The sequence below is a fragment of the Campylobacter concisus genome (assembly GCF_003048675.2).
Lineage (GTDB): Bacteria > Campylobacterota > Campylobacteria > Campylobacterales > Campylobacteraceae > Campylobacter_A > Campylobacter_A concisus_F.
The window spans coordinates 395,874-410,760 of record NZ_CP060707.1; the positions used below are offsets into that span (position 1 = coordinate 395,874).

15 protein-coding genes are annotated in these 14,887 nt (G+C 40.8%); 13 read left to right on the plus strand and 2 right to left on the minus strand.

Annotation, left to right across the window (positions count from 1 at the left end; genetic code table 11):
* The first annotated feature begins 1 nt into the window (after position 1).
* Together CVT00_RS10140 and CVT00_RS10145 are read left to right on the plus strand one after the other, a co-directional pair.
* Positions 2–229 carry a hypothetical protein gene (locus CVT00_RS10140; RefSeq protein ID WP_230853782.1) on the plus strand — a complete coding sequence of 76 codons (228 nt, stop codon included), beginning with the start codon at positions 2–4 and terminating at the stop codon, positions 227–229.
* Positions 230–421, plus strand: a complete 192-nt coding sequence (locus CVT00_RS10145) for a hypothetical protein (RefSeq protein WP_052292722.1) — start codon at positions 230–232, stop codon at positions 419–421.
* An 86-nt stretch (positions 422–507) separates the two neighbouring features.
* On the opposite strand, the gene CVT00_RS02030 is transcribed toward CVT00_RS10145, so the two are convergent.
* Positions 508–1,338, minus strand: coding sequence for a peptidylprolyl isomerase (locus tag CVT00_RS02030; protein ID WP_021084537.1), 831 nt, complete (start codon positions 1,336–1,338; stop codon positions 508–510).
* A 70-nt stretch (positions 1,339–1,408) separates the two neighbouring features.
* On the opposite strand from CVT00_RS02030, the gene gltX reads away from it, so the two are divergent.
* The 7 genes from gltX (at position 1,409) to CVT00_RS02065 (ending at position 7,934) form a co-directional block, all read left to right on the plus strand.
* Entirely contained in the window at positions 1,409–2,788 is a 1,380-nt protein-coding gene (gene gltX / locus CVT00_RS02035) for a glutamate--tRNA ligase (protein ID WP_107915350.1), read from the plus strand.
* Positions 2,785–4,038, plus strand: coding sequence for a malic enzyme-like NAD(P)-binding protein (locus CVT00_RS02040; protein WP_004317644.1), 1,254 nt, complete (start codon positions 2,785–2,787; stop codon positions 4,036–4,038). The genes gltX and CVT00_RS02040 overlap by 4 nt, the downstream gene beginning before the upstream one ends.
* Before the next feature lie 89 nt (positions 4,039–4,127).
* Positions 4,128–4,754: a uracil phosphoribosyltransferase gene (gene upp, locus CVT00_RS02045; protein ID WP_012140343.1), complete on the plus strand. Its 627-nt coding sequence runs from the start codon at positions 4,128–4,130 to the stop codon at positions 4,752–4,754.
* Positions 4,755–4,763: 9 nt separating this feature from the next.
* Positions 4,764–5,270: a ribonuclease domain-containing protein gene (locus CVT00_RS02050; protein ID WP_103558710.1), complete on the plus strand. Its 507-nt coding sequence runs from the start codon at positions 4,764–4,766 to the stop codon at positions 5,268–5,270.
* On the plus strand, positions 5,267–5,539 hold the full coding sequence (locus tag CVT00_RS02055) for a barstar family protein (protein ID WP_103558709.1): 273 nt from the start codon (positions 5,267–5,269) through the stop codon (positions 5,537–5,539). Before CVT00_RS02050 ends, CVT00_RS02055 begins: the two co-directional genes overlap by 4 nt.
* Positions 5,536–6,216 (plus strand): MqnA/MqnD/SBP family protein, encoded by a 681-nt coding sequence (locus CVT00_RS02060; RefSeq protein ID WP_103558708.1) that lies wholly within the window; start codon positions 5,536–5,538, stop codon positions 6,214–6,216. The genes CVT00_RS02055 and CVT00_RS02060 overlap by 4 nt, the downstream gene beginning before the upstream one ends.
* A gap of 281 nt (positions 6,217–6,497) precedes the next feature.
* Complete coding sequence (locus CVT00_RS02065) at positions 6,498–7,934, plus strand: SPFH domain-containing protein (protein WP_103558707.1); 1,437 nt, start codon at positions 6,498–6,500, stop codon at positions 7,932–7,934.
* A gap of 216 nt (positions 7,935–8,150) precedes the next feature.
* On the opposite strand, the gene cooS is transcribed toward CVT00_RS02065, so the two are convergent.
* Positions 8,151–10,190: an anaerobic carbon-monoxide dehydrogenase catalytic subunit gene (cooS, locus tag CVT00_RS02070; protein WP_087586796.1), complete on the minus strand. Its 2,040-nt coding sequence runs from the start codon at positions 10,188–10,190 to the stop codon at positions 8,151–8,153.
* Positions 10,191–10,343: 153 nt separating this feature from the next.
* Here cooS and CVT00_RS02075 point away from each other — a divergent pair, with 153 nt between their 5' ends.
* The 4 genes from CVT00_RS02075 to CVT00_RS02090 all read left to right on the plus strand — a co-directional run bounded on the left by CVT00_RS02075 (position 10,344) and on the right by CVT00_RS02090 (position 14,761).
* Positions 10,344–11,261, plus strand: coding sequence for an ABC transporter substrate-binding protein (locus CVT00_RS02075; protein WP_107915352.1), 918 nt, complete (start codon positions 10,344–10,346; stop codon positions 11,259–11,261).
* A complete protein-coding gene (locus tag CVT00_RS02080; RefSeq protein WP_107915354.1) occupies positions 11,258–11,983 on the plus strand; it encodes an ABC transporter permease in 726 nt (241 codons plus the stop codon). Before CVT00_RS02075 ends, CVT00_RS02080 begins: the two co-directional genes overlap by 4 nt.
* Positions 11,980–12,723, plus strand: coding sequence for an ABC transporter ATP-binding protein (locus CVT00_RS02085; RefSeq protein WP_107915356.1), 744 nt, complete (start codon positions 11,980–11,982; stop codon positions 12,721–12,723). Before CVT00_RS02080 ends, CVT00_RS02085 begins: the two co-directional genes overlap by 4 nt.
* A 202-nt stretch (positions 12,724–12,925) precedes the next feature.
* Positions 12,926–14,761 carry an aryl-sulfate sulfotransferase gene (locus tag CVT00_RS02090; protein WP_107915358.1) on the plus strand — a complete coding sequence of 612 codons (1,836 nt, stop codon included), beginning with the start codon at positions 12,926–12,928 and terminating at the stop codon, positions 14,759–14,761.
* The last annotated feature ends 126 nt before the right edge of the window (positions 14,762–14,887 follow it).

Genomic DNA, 14,887 nt, shown 5'->3' on the forward strand with positions numbered 1-14,887 from the left:
TTTGCCTGAAAATGAAACCACTGCAAAGGCGATAGGACTTTTGCTAACTATCATTGCTATTTTATTTTTGATAGCACTTATCTTTGACCTAAAACTTGGTGAAAATGGCGCATTTATGCAAATAAGTAAATTTTGCTCAGTTGGTGCGATCAGTAAGATTTTTGAGCGTGATTTTTCGATGTTTTATGGCGTCATCTCTATCATCGTTTGCGCAAGTATCACAAATTGAGTGCTAAATCAATACAAATTTGGCTTTGAAGCTCAGTTTTTTGTTTTAGGCATGGGAGCTGGAGCCGCTATAAGTCACAACTTTATCTTAGCAAGCTCAGGAGCTGGCATCACACCTTTTGCTCTTTATGCTGTAGCAACCCTTATATCTATGCTATCTATATTGGATTTTTCACTAAAAAAGCTTAAATAAATTTGGCTACTTTTGCAGGTTTTTGCTTATAAATTTTAAATTTAAATTTTAGAGAAATTTAGCCACCAAAGTGGCTAAATTTGAAGTTATCTTAGGATTTGAATTTTTGCTTTTGCGCGGAGTTTTTCGAAGTAATCACTCATTAATTTTTCTTGCTCGCCTTGGTAAAGCTCGTTTATAACGTTATCTTTTACATCAGCAAAGCTTGGTGTGTATGAGCCGATCTTCTCTTTTACTAAAAACATATCAAAGCTATCAGGTCCTTGCAAAGGCTGTGTGTAGTCGCCGTTATTTGTGCTTGAGATGATCGCAGCAAGTCTTGGATCTATGCTTTGATAGTCTAAACTCACCTCTTGCGTTTGCACGCCGTCTAGTAGCTTCGGACTTGTCTTTTGAGCTTCAAGCAGATCAGGGTCTTTTGCTCTATAAACTACGACTCTAGCGGTGCTAAAGACCTTAAATTTATCAGGATTAGCGTCAAAATACGCCTTTGCTTTTTGCTCATTTATATTTTTGCCAGCCTCAGCAGCTATGCTTTTATAAAGTTTTTCTTGAAGCATCTTGTGCTCTAGGTTGTTTTTGAAGTCCAAAAAGTCCATGCCTTGAGCTTGGATAGAGCTTCTAAACTGCGAATTTGTCATGCCATTTTGCTTTGCGATCGCCTCGATCCTGTCGTTTAGCTCAAAAGGTGTAACGCTTAAATTTAAGTTTTTTATCTGCGCATCTTCAAGCCTATCTCTGATAAGCAAATTTAAAGCGTCCTGCTCTGTTGTCTTTAGCTGTTCCTTCAAGCTATAAACCTCGTAAAGCGTGATAGGCTCGTTCTCCACGATAGCTGCGATGCCGTTTATCATCTGAGCTGAATATAAATTTAAGGCACTTAACACGCCAGCAGCCAAAAAGAGCAATTTTTTCATAATGAAACCTTTATTTAAGTATTTAGTAAATATAATTTTGGGCAATTATAACATAAAAATAAGGCACAAAATGATAGTTACTAGATTTGCTCCGTCGCCTACTGGATACCTACACATAGGCGGACTTAGGACAGCTCTTTATAATTATTTATACGCAAGAGCTAACAATGGAAAATTTCTGCTCCGCATCGAAGATACTGACTTAAAACGAAACTCAGAAGAAGCCACACAAGCTATAAAAGAGGCATTTGCTTGGTGCAAGCTAGATCACGACGGCGAAGTGACCTATCAGTCAAAGAGGTTTGATCTTTACAAAGAGTACGTTAAAAAGCTGCTTGATGAGGGCAAAGCCTACAAATGCTATATGAGCAAAGAGGAGCTTGAGGAGCTTAGAGCTAGCCAAGAGGCTAGAAAAGAACGCCCAAAATATGATAATAGATATAGAGGTTTTAAAGGCACGCCTCCAGCTGGCATCGAGCCAGTCATCCGTATAAAAGCCCCACTTAGCGGCGAGATCGTCATACATGATGGTATAAAGGGCGAGGTTAAATTTAAGGTTGAAGATATCTTAGACGACTTCATCATCGCAAGAAGCGACGGCACGCCAACATATAACTTCACAGTTGTGATAGACGATGCGCTAATGGGCGTAACAGACGTTATCCGCGGCGATGATCACCTCTCAAATACCCCAAAACAGATCGTTCTTTACGAGGCGCTTGGCTTTAAGGTGCCAAAATTTTATCACGTCGCTATGATAAACGGCGAGGACGGCAAAAAGCTTAGCAAAAGGCACGGCGCGACCGACGTTATGGAGTATAAAAAGATGGGCTACTTGCCTGAAGCGCTCTTAAATTTTCTCGTTCGTCTTGGCTGGAGCCACGGCGATGATGAGATTTTTACTATCGAGGATATGCTTAAATACTTCAATCCAAACGATATCAACAAAAGCTCAAGCACCTACAACGCTCAAAAGCTTGACTGGCTAAATTCTCACTATATAAAAACTTTGCCTTATGAGAGGCTAGCGCATGATATGCTTGAATTTGGCGTGGATTTTAAGGCTTTGGTAAAGGGTGAACTACTGCTAAATTCGCTCCGTGAGAGATCAAAGACGCTAATCGAAATGGCAAATAGCGCAAATGCTATCATCAACGCTCCAAAAAGCTACGACGAGAAAGCTTGGGCTAAATTTATAAATGAAAATAGCAAAGAAATTTTGGCGAAATTTGCTCAAATTTTAGACCGCGACCTTGACGCAAAGGGCTACGAGGAGCTAACTAATAAATTTTTAGAACAAAATGGCTTAAAACTAAAAGACCTAGCTCAGGCCCTAAGGATAGCGCTAACTGGCTCAAGCGTGAGCCCAAGTATCTTTGAAGTGCTTGAAGTAGTAGGTAGCAACGAGATCAAAAAAAGAATACAAAATTTACTAAAGGAAAAGAAATGACACACGTTACTAAAGAAGAGGCACTAAACTACCACATCGGCGGTAAGATCGAGATCAGGGTAAAGACACCTTGCGAGACTTCAAGAGACCTTTCAATGGCCTATACACCAGGCGTTGCTGAGCCATGCCGTGAGATAAATGCAGACACTGAGCTAGCTTATAAATATACAAATAAAGCAAATTTGGTGGCTGTCATCACTGATGGCACGGCTGTTCTTGGACTTGGCGACATCGGCGCTATCGCTGGTAAGCCAGTTATGGAGGGCAAGGCGGTGCTATTTAAGAAATTTGCAAACGTTGATGCCTTTGACATCGAGCTAGATGAGCATGATCCTGATAAGATCGTTGAAATTTGCAAGGCTCTTGCTCCTACATTTGGCGGTATAAATTTAGAAGATATCCGCGCTCCAAAGTGCTTTGAGATCGAGAGAAAGCTTCAAGAAGCGGTCGATATCCCTGTAATGCACGACGATCAACACGGCACAGCGATGATAACAAGCGCTGGCATTATAAATGCGATGGAAATTTCTGGCAAAGATATATCTAAGATAAAGATCGTAGTTAGCGGCGCAGGTGCAGCTGGCATCGCGTGCGCAAAGATGTATAAAGCACTTGGGGCAAAACACATCGTGATGATAGATAGCAAAGGCGTCATCCACTCAAAAAGAACAGACCTAACTCCAGAAAAGGTTGAATTTGCGCTTGAGACCGAGGATAGGACTTTGGCTGATGCGATGAAAGGCGCTGATATGTTTTTAGGCCTTTCTAAGCCTGGCGTTGTGACAAAAGAGATGGTTGCGTCGATGAACAAAGAGCCTATCATCTTCGCTTTGGCAAACCCAGTGCCTGAAATCTTCCCAGAGGATGTCGTAGCTGTAAGAGATGACGTTATGATGGGCACAGGCAGAAGCGACTATCCTAACCAAGTAAATAACGTTTTGGGCTTTCCATTTATCTTTAGAGGCGCGCTTGATGTTAGGGCTAAAAAGATCACTGAAAATATGAAAATGGCTGCAGCTAAAGCGCTTGCGCAGCTTGCAAAAGAGCCAGTGCCAGCTGAAGTTTTAAAAGCAAGTGGCGTTAGCGAGCTAAAATTTGGCAAAGAGTACATCATCCCAAAACCATTTGACAAGCGCGTCCTAACAGCGGTCGCTCCAGCAGTTGCAAAAGCTGCAGTTGAAGATGGTGTAGCGAGGGTAAAAGACTTTGATGTTGAGGCTTACAAAGCCAAACTTGCAAAAGGTTTTTAATCAAATTTAGCCCAATTCTGGGCTAAATTCTTCTCTTGGCATTTTGTAAAAGACAAACCCTGTAAAAACAGTAAATTTAAGGACAAAAAATGCAAAACGTGAAGCTCATCTCACACCCATTGATCGAGCATAAATTAACAATCTTACGTGATAAAAACACCCAGCCTTTTCAGTTTCGCATGCTAGTTGATGAGATCAGCTACCTTATGATCTTTGAGGCGACTAGAAATTTAAAGGTAAAAGATGTCAAAGTCCAAACCCCAGTTGCGCTGGCAGACGCAAAGAGGCTTACTACAAAGGTGATGATATGCCCTATCTTAAGGGCTGCGCTTGGCATGCTTGATAGCGTTTTTACCATCATCCCAGATGCGAGTGTGGGCTTTTTGGGCTTTCAGCGAAACGAGGAGACAGCGCAGGCTGAGTTTTTCTACGCAAAGCTTCCAAAAGACGCAAAAGAGCGCATGGCGATCATCATCGACCCTATGTTTGCAACTGGCGGCACGGCGATAGACGCGGTTAAGTTCTTGCGTGAAAAAGGCGTTAAAGAGATCAAATTTATCTCTATCATCGCTGCACCTGAAGGACTAAAGAGATTTAGCGAAATTTACCCAGACGTCGAGGTCTATACGGCATCGATCGATGAGAAGCTAAACGAGAAAAACTACATCGTTCCAGGCCTTGGTGACGCTGGCGATAGAGTTTTTAACACACTTTAAGGGCAAAATTTGAACAAAAGACTTTTTCCAGCCTTAGTTGCCTTTGTCATTGCTATCATCATAGGCACCTTCTTTTTTTCAAAAGAGGGCGGAGAGGCAAACAAAAACGCTCAAATTTTACTTGAGCAGCTAAACAAAGAGGGGCAAAAGAGCCAGAGCCTTGCAGAAAACGGCTCATACACCTCAAAAGATGAGGTCGCACTTTATATCTATAAATTTAACAAGCTGCCAAAGAATTTTATAACTAAAAAAGAGGCACTTGAACTTGGCTGGGACGCAAAAAGCGGAAATTTATGGCAGGTAAGTGGCGGCAAAAGCATCGGTGGAGATAGATTTTCAAACCGAGAAAAGAGGCTGCCTGAGGCTGATGGTAGAAAGTGGTTTGAGTGCGATGTAAATTATAATGGCGGCAGGCGTGGCGCTGAGAGAATTTTATATTCAAACGACGGACTTATCTACTACACGCCCGATCACTACGAGCATTTTTATCTGCTTTATGAGAAGAGGATGCAATGAAAATCGTGATCTTGGATGCTAAAAAAATGCTCGAAAAAGAGAAGATGCATGAGTATTTTGCAAAGAAATTTGACCTGCCAGAGTACTACGGCAAAAATTTAGACGCGCTCTTTGACTGTCTTTGCGAGATAAATGAGCCAACTCTTATAAAGCTAAAAAACGAAGATGCCTTAGAAACAGGGCTAAAAGAGAGCTTGGTAACGCTATTTTACGACGTTTGTTCGGAAAACGAGATGGTTAAATTTGAGATTATAAAAGATGAAAAATGATATTTGGAAAGATTGATTATCTAAATTTACTCCCATTTCATGTATTTTTAAAGGCAGCTCCACTCAAAACTCAGGTAAAAAAGGCGATCGAGTTTAAAAAAGGCGTGCCAAGTAAGCTAAATAGAGCGCTAAACGCTAGAAAGATCGACGCTGCGGTGATCTCAAGCATAGCAAGTAAAAAGGCAAATTTAAAGAAGCTAAATTTTGGAATAGTCGCCAAAAAAGATGTCAAAAGCGTGCTTGTTCGCAAAAACTCCGCTATGAAATTTGACCCAGCTTCAGCTAGCTCAAACGCCCTAGCAAATATACTTCATCTAAAAGGCGAGGTGATCATAGGCGATAGGGCGCTAAAGGCATACTTAAGCGAGGGTAAAGAGTGCTTTTACGACCTTGGTCAAATTTGGCACGAAAAGACAAATTTGCCATTTGTTTTTGGTAGATTTTCTTACGTAAAAAATGGCTCGTTTTACAAAAGGCTGGTCGCAAAATTTTTACAAAAAAATGTAAAGATCCCAAACTATATCTTAGCCCAGTATGCTAAAAGCCGCGACATAAGCGAGCAAGATATCAAGTGGTACCTTAAATTTATAAGCTACAAGATTGGCCTAAAAGAGCAAAAATCACTCCGAAAATTTTTTAAAGAACATAGGTTTTTAAGAGAGGCAATGAAAGTCTAATGCTATGCATAGTGGTTTTGTTTCTAGATTAAGGTTTCAATATAAATTTTTATAATATAATAAATACATTTACATTATATTTTAAGGATTACTGACTATAATTGCCAAAAATAATTCTTGTTTATAAAACTAAAATATTTAAAAGGAGGTAGATATAAAATTAATTCAAACACGCCAATTTGGGCACAATAATTCATTTTAAAGTTAAAGTCTAAAGTGTATAACCTAGCATAAATGTGTAGGTTATTAATATTTTATAAAAATTATAAAAAGGAGAATAAATGGAATTTGCATATTCAATTCCAATGATTGTAGGCGCAGTGGTTATACTGTTTATCATTTTAATACCGCTTTTATTTAGGCGCGTTGTTGCAACAAATGAGGTGCATATCGTTCAAACATCAAAAAGCACCACATCTTACGGCAAAGATACAGCCAACGGAAATAGCTACTATGAATTTCCAAGCTGGATACCAATAATTGGTGTAACAAAGATAGTTTTGCCAGTTTCTGTTTTTAGTATAAAGATAGATGGCTATGAGGCATATGATGTCGGTCGTTTGCCATTTATGGTTGATATCACTGCATTTTTTAGGATAAAAGATAGCAACCTAGCAGCACAACGCGTCATAAATCTTAAAGATATGGAGCTTCAGCTAACTGACATCATCCAAGGCTCGATCCGTTCTATCTTAGCTAGCAAGCAGCTAGAAGAAATTCTTCAACAAAGAAGCGAATTTGGCTTAGAATTTACAACCGCAGTCAAAGAGCAGCTTCAAAACTGGGGCATAGAGCCTGTTAAAAATATCGAGTTAATGGACATCCGCGATAGTAGAGATAGCAAGGTTATCTTTAATATCATGGAGAAGAAAAAATCAGAAATCGAGAAAGAGTCTCGTATGACTGTGGCTGAGAATAAAAAGATTGCAGAGATCGCTGAAGTAAATGCAAAACAAGAGACTGATGTTAAAAAACAAGAGGCTGAAAAGGCAGTAGGTCTAAAAACAGTTGAAAACGAAAGAGAGGTTGCTATTTCTCGTCAGCAAGCTTGCCAACAAGTGGCTGATCAAGAGAAGGTCACTAAAGAAAAAGAGATGGAAGTTATCAGAGTTACTGATGTTAAGCAAGCTGAAATTTCAAAACAAGTAGAGATCGTCAAAGCTGAGCAAGAGCAAAGAAAGATAGAGATCGACGCTGAAGCTAGGAAAAACGCGAAGATCAAAGACGCTGAAGCACATAAACAAAATCAAATTCTAACAGCTGAGGGTGAGAAAGAGAAGGCATTTTTGGAGGCTGCTGCTTTACTGGAGACTAAAGATAAAGAGTCACAAGGTATACAAAAGATAGGCTCTGCTGAGGCTGAGGCACTAAGACTAAAAGAGCTTGCACCTGTAAATGCACAGATCGAGCTTGCTAGAGAGATCGGCGAAAATGAAGGTTATCAAACATATCTTATTTCTATTAAACAGATCGAGGCAAATAGAGATGTGGGCTTAGAACAGGCTAAAGCGCTAAGTGCGGCTGATCTAAAGATCATTGCTAATGAAGGTAGTGTTTCAAATGGCTTGTCTAAGATCAGTGATGTGCTAAGCTCAAAAGGTGGTACAAATTTAGCCTCAATGCTTGAAGGCTTAAACCAAAGCGAGATAGGCAAAGGACTAATCGATAAATTTATAAAACCAAATGGTGGTTCAGATCGCGATAAGCCACAAAAATAAACACAAAATCAATCAGGGAATTTCCCTGATTGCAATAAAACTTATCTATGCTATAAGATAGATTTTCTATTTTAATTTTAAAAGTATTTTGAAATTTGCTAACAAAAATATAAATTTTTACACCGCTAGCTTGCCTTATAAAACCTTATATTGATAAAAAATTATAAAGCTAGCCTCTTTTGTATATTGTAAAGAGGCTATAATATTAAATTTACCTTACGCTCTCCAGCCAAGTTTTTCTCGTTTTGCTTTCATGTCAGCTACGATATTTTCAGCAAGTGCGACAGGATCAAGATTTACTACCATTTTTGAGCCAAGGATCGGCAATGTACCATTTGCCATAAATTCTTCAACATTTTTTGAGCCTTGAACAGGGGCAAATACGCAGTGGTAAGATGAAATTCCAAGTAGTCTAAAGCCAAGTGCGGCATCTATGCCCTTTTCATTTGACCACTCAGGGCTTGAAAATGCGTATGGCAGGTCTTTGATGTCAGTGCTTAAGTTTTGACTAAGCGCATTAAACATCGCTGAAGCCCTAGCATTGTCCAAGCACTCGCCCATGTGCCAGATCGGCGGGATCTTATAAGGGGCTAAAAATTCTCTCAAGCTATCGCCGCAGTATTCAAGCGCATTTGCATTGCAAAGTCCTGTTTTTAGTAGTGGAAATGAGGCGCAGCCGTTTGTCATTATTAGGACATTATTTTTTAGAAGCGTTCTAGCTACGTTTACGACAGCTTTTTCATAAACTACGCGTGGATTTGAGCAGCCGACTAAATTTACAAGTCCAAGGATCTTACCCTCTTTTATCGCATCAGCGATAACCTGCGTTGAGCCAAAAATTTTATTTACATTTTCTAGTGAAAAGCCCATTTTAGCTTCGACTTCGTATTGCGGGATATGCACTGGTATGCCTTTTCTAGCTTCGTGGCTCTCAAGCGCTCTATATAAAATTTTCTCTGCGATCTCGTGAATTTCACTCATATTTGAGTGATGATGATCAAAGCCGATATGCTCAGCCCCAGGAAGCCTTGCAGAGTCGCTTGTAGTGATGACTGTCGTTTTAAAGCACCTTGCCACCTCCATAACGGTAGGATAGACATCTTGCACGTCAGCTAGCCAAAGATCGAGCGCACCTGTGCCAACAACAAGCTCTGCGCCAACCGCATTTGAAAGCGGTATAACGCCGTCGTAGCGATACATAGCCGAAAGTCCGTTACAGCAAACACCATAAAACTGAATGCCTAAAGCGCCCTTTTCTTTGGCTAAATTTTGAAATTTCTCGCTCTTGCCAAGCTTAACGACGACACTTACTAAAAGTGGAGAGTGTCCGTGAAGCGCGATATTTACGTAGCCTTTTTTGATAGCGCCTAAATTTATCTTTGAGTCATTTAGCTTTGGCAGGCCAAATAGACAATCCATCGCAATAGACGTGCCAAGCGTGCTTGACCAAGCGTAAGCTAGACCTGTGCGGAAAAACTGCTTCATTACATTTCGCCAGTCGCCATCTGTGCCTGTGCTTGTTCTATGAAGGCTCTCTGTAACCTCGTGATAGACGCCTATTGGCAAGATATCAAGCTTTTTCCACACCTCTTGACGCTCTTTTGGAGCAAAGGTCTTTATGGCTTTGTGCTCTTGTGGCAAGGTGCGAGATAGATCTTCAAGTAAGATATCAGCGATCTGCGAGGCAAGCTCGTTTATACTTTTGCTCTCATCAAGTCCAAAAGCTTTTGCAACTGCACGCACTTTCTCTTCGCCTTCTATTGGGATATTTAGCTTGCCAGTTGCTGCGTTTTTAAGAGCTAGCATGTTTTCTCTGCCTCTTGCGCCGTGAGCCGCTGCACCGCCAGCTACGTGACGGAGTAAATTTCTAGCTACGATGACGTCCGCATCAGCGCCGCACACGCCACGAGTTGCCTTTGATGTGATCTTACATGGTCCCATAAAGCAGATCTTACAGCAAATTCCAGCCATGCCAAAGGTGCATTGTGGCTTTTGCTTGTCAAATCTATCAAAAACAGTCTCGATCCCCATATCTTGCATTTTTAGGAGCATTTCGCTAACGGCTGGATCAGGTGTTTCTTCGATTACTTTTTGCTTATTTGGAAAGGTTTTTTTATAAAGTGAGATAGCGTTTGAGTAGTCTGTAAATTCTGCCTCGTCTTTGTAGTCATAAAAGCCTTTTTCATTTGGCTTGGCCTCTTTATCAAGTCCGTATTTCTGGATCTTGATACCTAAAATTTCGTCGTTTGTTTGCATTTTTGCTCCTTATGCAAGTAAATTTTATCTTTTGGATAAGTCTTGGATTATATCATCAAAAATTTTCACAGAGATTGATTTGGGATAAATTTAGTGTAAATTTTAGCTTTGGCTACTATAATTACACACTTAAAATAAAATTCAGGAAAATTTATGACCAGGCGTTACGCTTTACAAATTTTAGGCTCTTTCTTGGCTCTTAGTAGCCAAAAAGCTCTAGCAAGCACTCCAAAGATCGGCGTAAAAATAGGCTTTGTGCCGATAAGCGATCATCTATGCATCATCGCTTCAAAGCTCTATAAAAGTGAAAATTTCATGATAGTGCCTATTAAATTTGCTAGCTGGGTTGATCTAGCTGAGGCGCTTAGGGCAGGGGCGATTGATGGGGCTTTTATGCTAGCTCCACTAGGTCTTATGCTAAGAGCAAATGGCGCAAAGATAAAGACCGTGCTATCAGCTCACAAAAATGGTTCAGCCCTTGTGGCTAGAAGCGACGTGGCCGGTCTTAAGCAGCTTGCTGGCAAAAAGATCGCTGTGCCTTCAAAATTTAGCATGCACTATTTTTTACTTGATACGATCTTAAAGCGTGAAAATATGAGCGCAGATATCACCGAGATGGTGCCACCTGAGATGCCTTTTGCGCTTCTTAGCCATCAGATAGATGCTTACATCGTGGCTGAGCCATTTGGGCAAATGGCGGTAAATTTTAAAGGCAGGGCGAAAAATTTGCTCTTTTCAAAAGATATAAAGCCAAACCACATCTGCTGCACACTAAATTTTCAAGAAGAAATTCTCTCAAAGCCTTATTTTAACGAGCTTTTAGATGCTTTTAGAAAAGCAGCAAGCTTTATCACAAAAGATCACGAAAAAAGCGCACTTTTGGGCAATGAGATCTTAAGTCAAAATGCAAATTTATTAAAGCTAGTGCTTGATAAAGAGATCGTAAGCTACGACGATCTAAGCCTAAGGGCAGAAGAGCTAGAGGAGCTAAAAGAATTTCTAATCAGCAAAAATTTAGGCAATCAAAAACTAGCAAATTTAGATATAAACTCATACTTGGAGCAAAGATGAAATACCTTTTTCAAATTCTCGTTTTAGCCCTAGCTTTGCTTATCTGGCAAGCTTTTAGTGGGGACTTAGTACCAAGCGTAAAAGAGGTGGTAAGCGCATTTTTCGAGCTTGCAAGAAGCGGCAAACTGCTTCTTGGCGTCACTGACTCACTCATTAGATACGTCATAGGACTTCTCGTTGGCTCGTTTGTTGCGGTTTTGGTCGGACTTATATTTGGACTTTTCCCAAAATTTGCAAACGCGTTTGAGCCGCTTATCGGGCTTTTGCGTCCTATTTCGCCGATTGCTTGGATACCTTTGATAGTTCTTGCCTTTGGCATCGGAGATAAACCGACTATTTTCATCATCGCTTATGCGATATTTTTCCCTATGCTACTTCTTACTATAAGTGCCGTAAAAAGCGTGCCAAATGAGCTTGTTTTAGCGGCTCGTGGCTTTGGAGCTAGCAAAATGCAAATAATCACTGGCGTCATCATGCCAGCAAGTCTTTTTAGCATCATCTCAGGGCTAAAGCTAGCAGCGAGCCTTGCTTGGATAAATTTAGTAGTTGGCGAGATGGTGGGAGCTCAAAGCGGGCTAGGATATCTCATAATAGACGCTAGAAACCAGCTTAGGATAGATAGCGTAATGGCGGTGATTTTTGTGATCGGCGTGATAGGCATCGTGATAAATTTCATCTTTTCGCTCATTGAAAGATACGCAGGGGAGAGGCTTGGACGATGATAAAGATAAAAAATTTAACCAAATCTTTTGGGGACACTAAAATTTTAAAAGGGATAAATTTAGAGATAAAGCAGAATGAATTTTGCGTTTTGCTTGGTGGCAGTGGCTCTGGCAAGACGACACTTTTAAACATCCTAAGTGGCACGAGCGAGCTTAGTAGCGGTGAAATTTCAATGCAAAATAAAATTTATACAAAGAAAATTTCACTAGATAAATCGCGCCAGATCATCACTCAGACCTACTCGCTAATGCCATGGCTAAGTGCAAAAGATAACATCAAATTTGCCCTAAAATGCTCTGGCATAAAGGATAAATTTGAACAAGAAAAGAGAGCTAGTAAATTTCTAGAGCTTGTTAGCCTTTCTCATAAGGCCGAGCTCTTCCCGCACTCGCTAAGTGGCGGTCAAAAGCAGCGTGTCGCCATCGCAAGGGCACTTAGCTTAAGCCCTGAGGTGCTCTTTTTAGACGAGCCATTTTCTGCGCTTGATCCAATAACAAGGACAAATTTGCAAAAAAGCTTAAAGCAGATGTCAAAGACTCAAACCACTATCTTTGTCACGCACGATATCGATGAGGCGCTATTTTTGGCTGATAAGATCGTGATCTTACACGATGGCGTGATCATAAAAGAGATAATCAATCCAAATTTTGGCGTACATGATCTAAAGTATTTTGAGCTAAAAGCTAAGATCTTTGACCTCATAAATGGCGAAGATAACGAGGTTGAATACGCTATTTAATAAATTTTAAATATATTTTTAAATTTTAAGCTAGTATTAACTTTAGCGTGAAATTTATGTTATAAAGATTTACTACAATTACACACAAAGCAAATCATTTTTGTTATTCCTTTTACTGATTGAGGCCTTGGTTAGCCAAGGCTTTTTTAAATTTTATAAGCTTTATGAGTAGAGTTTATAAAATTTATCTAAAGGAGATGTTATGAAAAAGACTTTGAGTTGTGTTGCACTAGCCTCTGTGCTTTGCTCGAGCGCTTTTGCGATAGGCGGTCCAAGCGGGGCTAAACTTGACTACGCTATCACTGGAGCTATCGGCGAAGTAGTGGTAAATCCATACGATACTGCGCCACTTACAGCAGTCATCAAAAATGGCGGCTACACACTAAGCAACGCTAAGGTCACTATCGTGCCAAAACAAGGCGGTCAGGTGATAAGCTACAAAGTGGCTGACAAGCATCTTCGCACACATGGCGGCATCCCAGTTTTTGGCATGTATCCTGACTATCAAAACACCGTTGAAGTCGAGTATGACAAGAGCTACAAGGGCAAGACTGAGCATATAAAAGAGAGCTATAAAATTTACGCACCAGCTATCTACCTAGAGAGCGCTGGCACGCCAAATCAAAAGGGTGCGCTATTTGACAAGATCGAGGTTACTAAGCCAGCGAGCGCTAAATTTGCAAACCGCCTCTACTATGTAAATAATTTTGTAAATAAAACAGGCAAGGGCACAAAAGTCGTTTGGAACAACCCAGCTGGCGGTGCGATAGAGTGGAACTACAGTCCAAATAACTTCATCCTTGATACAAAAGGCGAGGTTAGATGGTATCTTGAGCCAAGTAAAATTTACGACCTAAAACAGCCATTTCACGCTGGCGTTATGATGGGCTTTAAGCAAAATGACGATGGTGCGATGACTTGGGGATACGGTCAAAGATATGCAAAATACGACATCATGGGTAGAGAAATTTTCAACCGCGAGCTACCAGCTAGCTACAACGACTTCTCTCACTCAATGGACGTAGCACAAAATGGACACTACTTCTTGCGTGTGGCAAATGCCGACTACAAAAGGGCTGATGGCAAAAACGTAAGAACAGTGCGCGACGTCATCGTTGAGCTTGACCGCGACGGCAACGTAGTTGATGACTTTAGACTATATGAGATCCTTGATCCTTACCGCGATATCGTGCTAAAAACACTTGATCAAGGCGCAGTTTGCTTAAATATAGACGCTAAGAAAGCAGGCCATACTGCAAGCTCTGATGAGCTTCAGTCTATGGATACGCATGATAAATGGGGCGACATAGTAGGAGCAGGTCCAGGACGCAACTGGGCGCACGTAAATAGCGTGGATTATGACCCAAGCGACGATAGCATCATCATCTCAAGCCGCCACCAAGACGCAGTTATAAAGATCGGCCGTGACAAACAAGTAAAATGGATCATGGGCGCTCACAAGGGTTGGAGCGATAAATTTAAAGATAAGCTTCTTCAGCCAGTTGATAGCAAAGGCAACAAGATCATCTGCGAAGATGAGTACTCAAAATGCCCAGGATACGAGAGCGACAAAGGTGGCTTTGACTGGCAATGGACGCAGCACACAGCATTTAGGATAGATAGCAAGTCTAAAAAGGGCGAAATTTATCTAAGTGTCTTTGACAACGGCGACACAAGAGGCATGGAGCAACCAGCCATCGCTGGCATGAAGTACTCTCGTGCTGTAGTTTATAAGATCGATGAGAACAAAAAGACCGTTGAGCAGATCTGGGAGTACGGCAAAGAGCGCGGTAAAGAGTGGTATAGCTCAGTTACTAGCCTTACGCAGTATCAAGATGACCTTGATAGCGTGATGGTCTATTCAGCTGTTGCTGGTATGCAGTTTGACATCGCAAAAGGTCGCCCAGTAGGACTTCCTAGCCCGCACATCGATGAGTTTGAGTGGGGTGCAAAAGAGCCTAGCATCGAGATAAAGATGACAAATGCTATGGGCTATCAAGCGTTTCCATTTAGCTTGCAAAAGGCGTTTGAGAAATAAAAATTTTTAACTTCTTCATTAATTTTCCTCTCCGTTTAATATGGAGAGGAAACTACCTCTTGTACACAGCCAAAATTTTTAAGCGTTTTTATCAGGAAAATATATTCCGCAAAAACACCAGTATCA

Excerpts from the sequence above, each read along its gene's own strand:
- CVT00_RS02030 (WP_021084537.1), bottom strand. The coding sequence starts at position 1,338 with ATGAAAAAATTGCTCTTTTTGGCTGCTGGCGTGTTAAGTGCCTTAAAT.
- gltX (WP_107915350.1), top strand. The coding sequence starts at position 1,409 with ATGATAGTTACTAGATTTGCTCCGTCGCCTACTGGATACCTACACATA.
- CVT00_RS02040 (WP_004317644.1), top strand. The coding sequence starts at position 2,785 with ATGACACACGTTACTAAAGAAGAGGCACTAAACTACCACATCGGCGGT.
- upp (WP_012140343.1), top strand. The coding sequence starts at position 4,128 with ATGCAAAACGTGAAGCTCATCTCACACCCATTGATCGAGCATAAATTA.
- CVT00_RS02055 (WP_103558709.1), top strand. The coding sequence starts at position 5,267 with ATGAAAATCGTGATCTTGGATGCTAAAAAAATGCTCGAAAAAGAGAAG.
- CVT00_RS02060 (WP_103558708.1), top strand. The coding sequence starts at position 5,536 with ATGATATTTGGAAAGATTGATTATCTAAATTTACTCCCATTTCATGTA.
- CVT00_RS02065 (WP_103558707.1), top strand. The coding sequence starts at position 6,498 with ATGGAATTTGCATATTCAATTCCAATGATTGTAGGCGCAGTGGTTATA.
- cooS (WP_087586796.1), bottom strand. The coding sequence starts at position 10,190 with ATGCAAACAAACGACGAAATTTTAGGTATCAAGATCCAGAAATACGGA.
- CVT00_RS02075 (WP_107915352.1), top strand. The coding sequence starts at position 10,344 with ATGACCAGGCGTTACGCTTTACAAATTTTAGGCTCTTTCTTGGCTCTT.
- CVT00_RS02080 (WP_107915354.1), top strand. The coding sequence starts at position 11,258 with ATGAAATACCTTTTTCAAATTCTCGTTTTAGCCCTAGCTTTGCTTATC.
- CVT00_RS02085 (WP_107915356.1), top strand. The coding sequence starts at position 11,980 with ATGATAAAGATAAAAAATTTAACCAAATCTTTTGGGGACACTAAAATT.
- CVT00_RS02090 (WP_107915358.1), top strand. The coding sequence starts at position 12,926 with ATGAAAAAGACTTTGAGTTGTGTTGCACTAGCCTCTGTGCTTTGCTCG.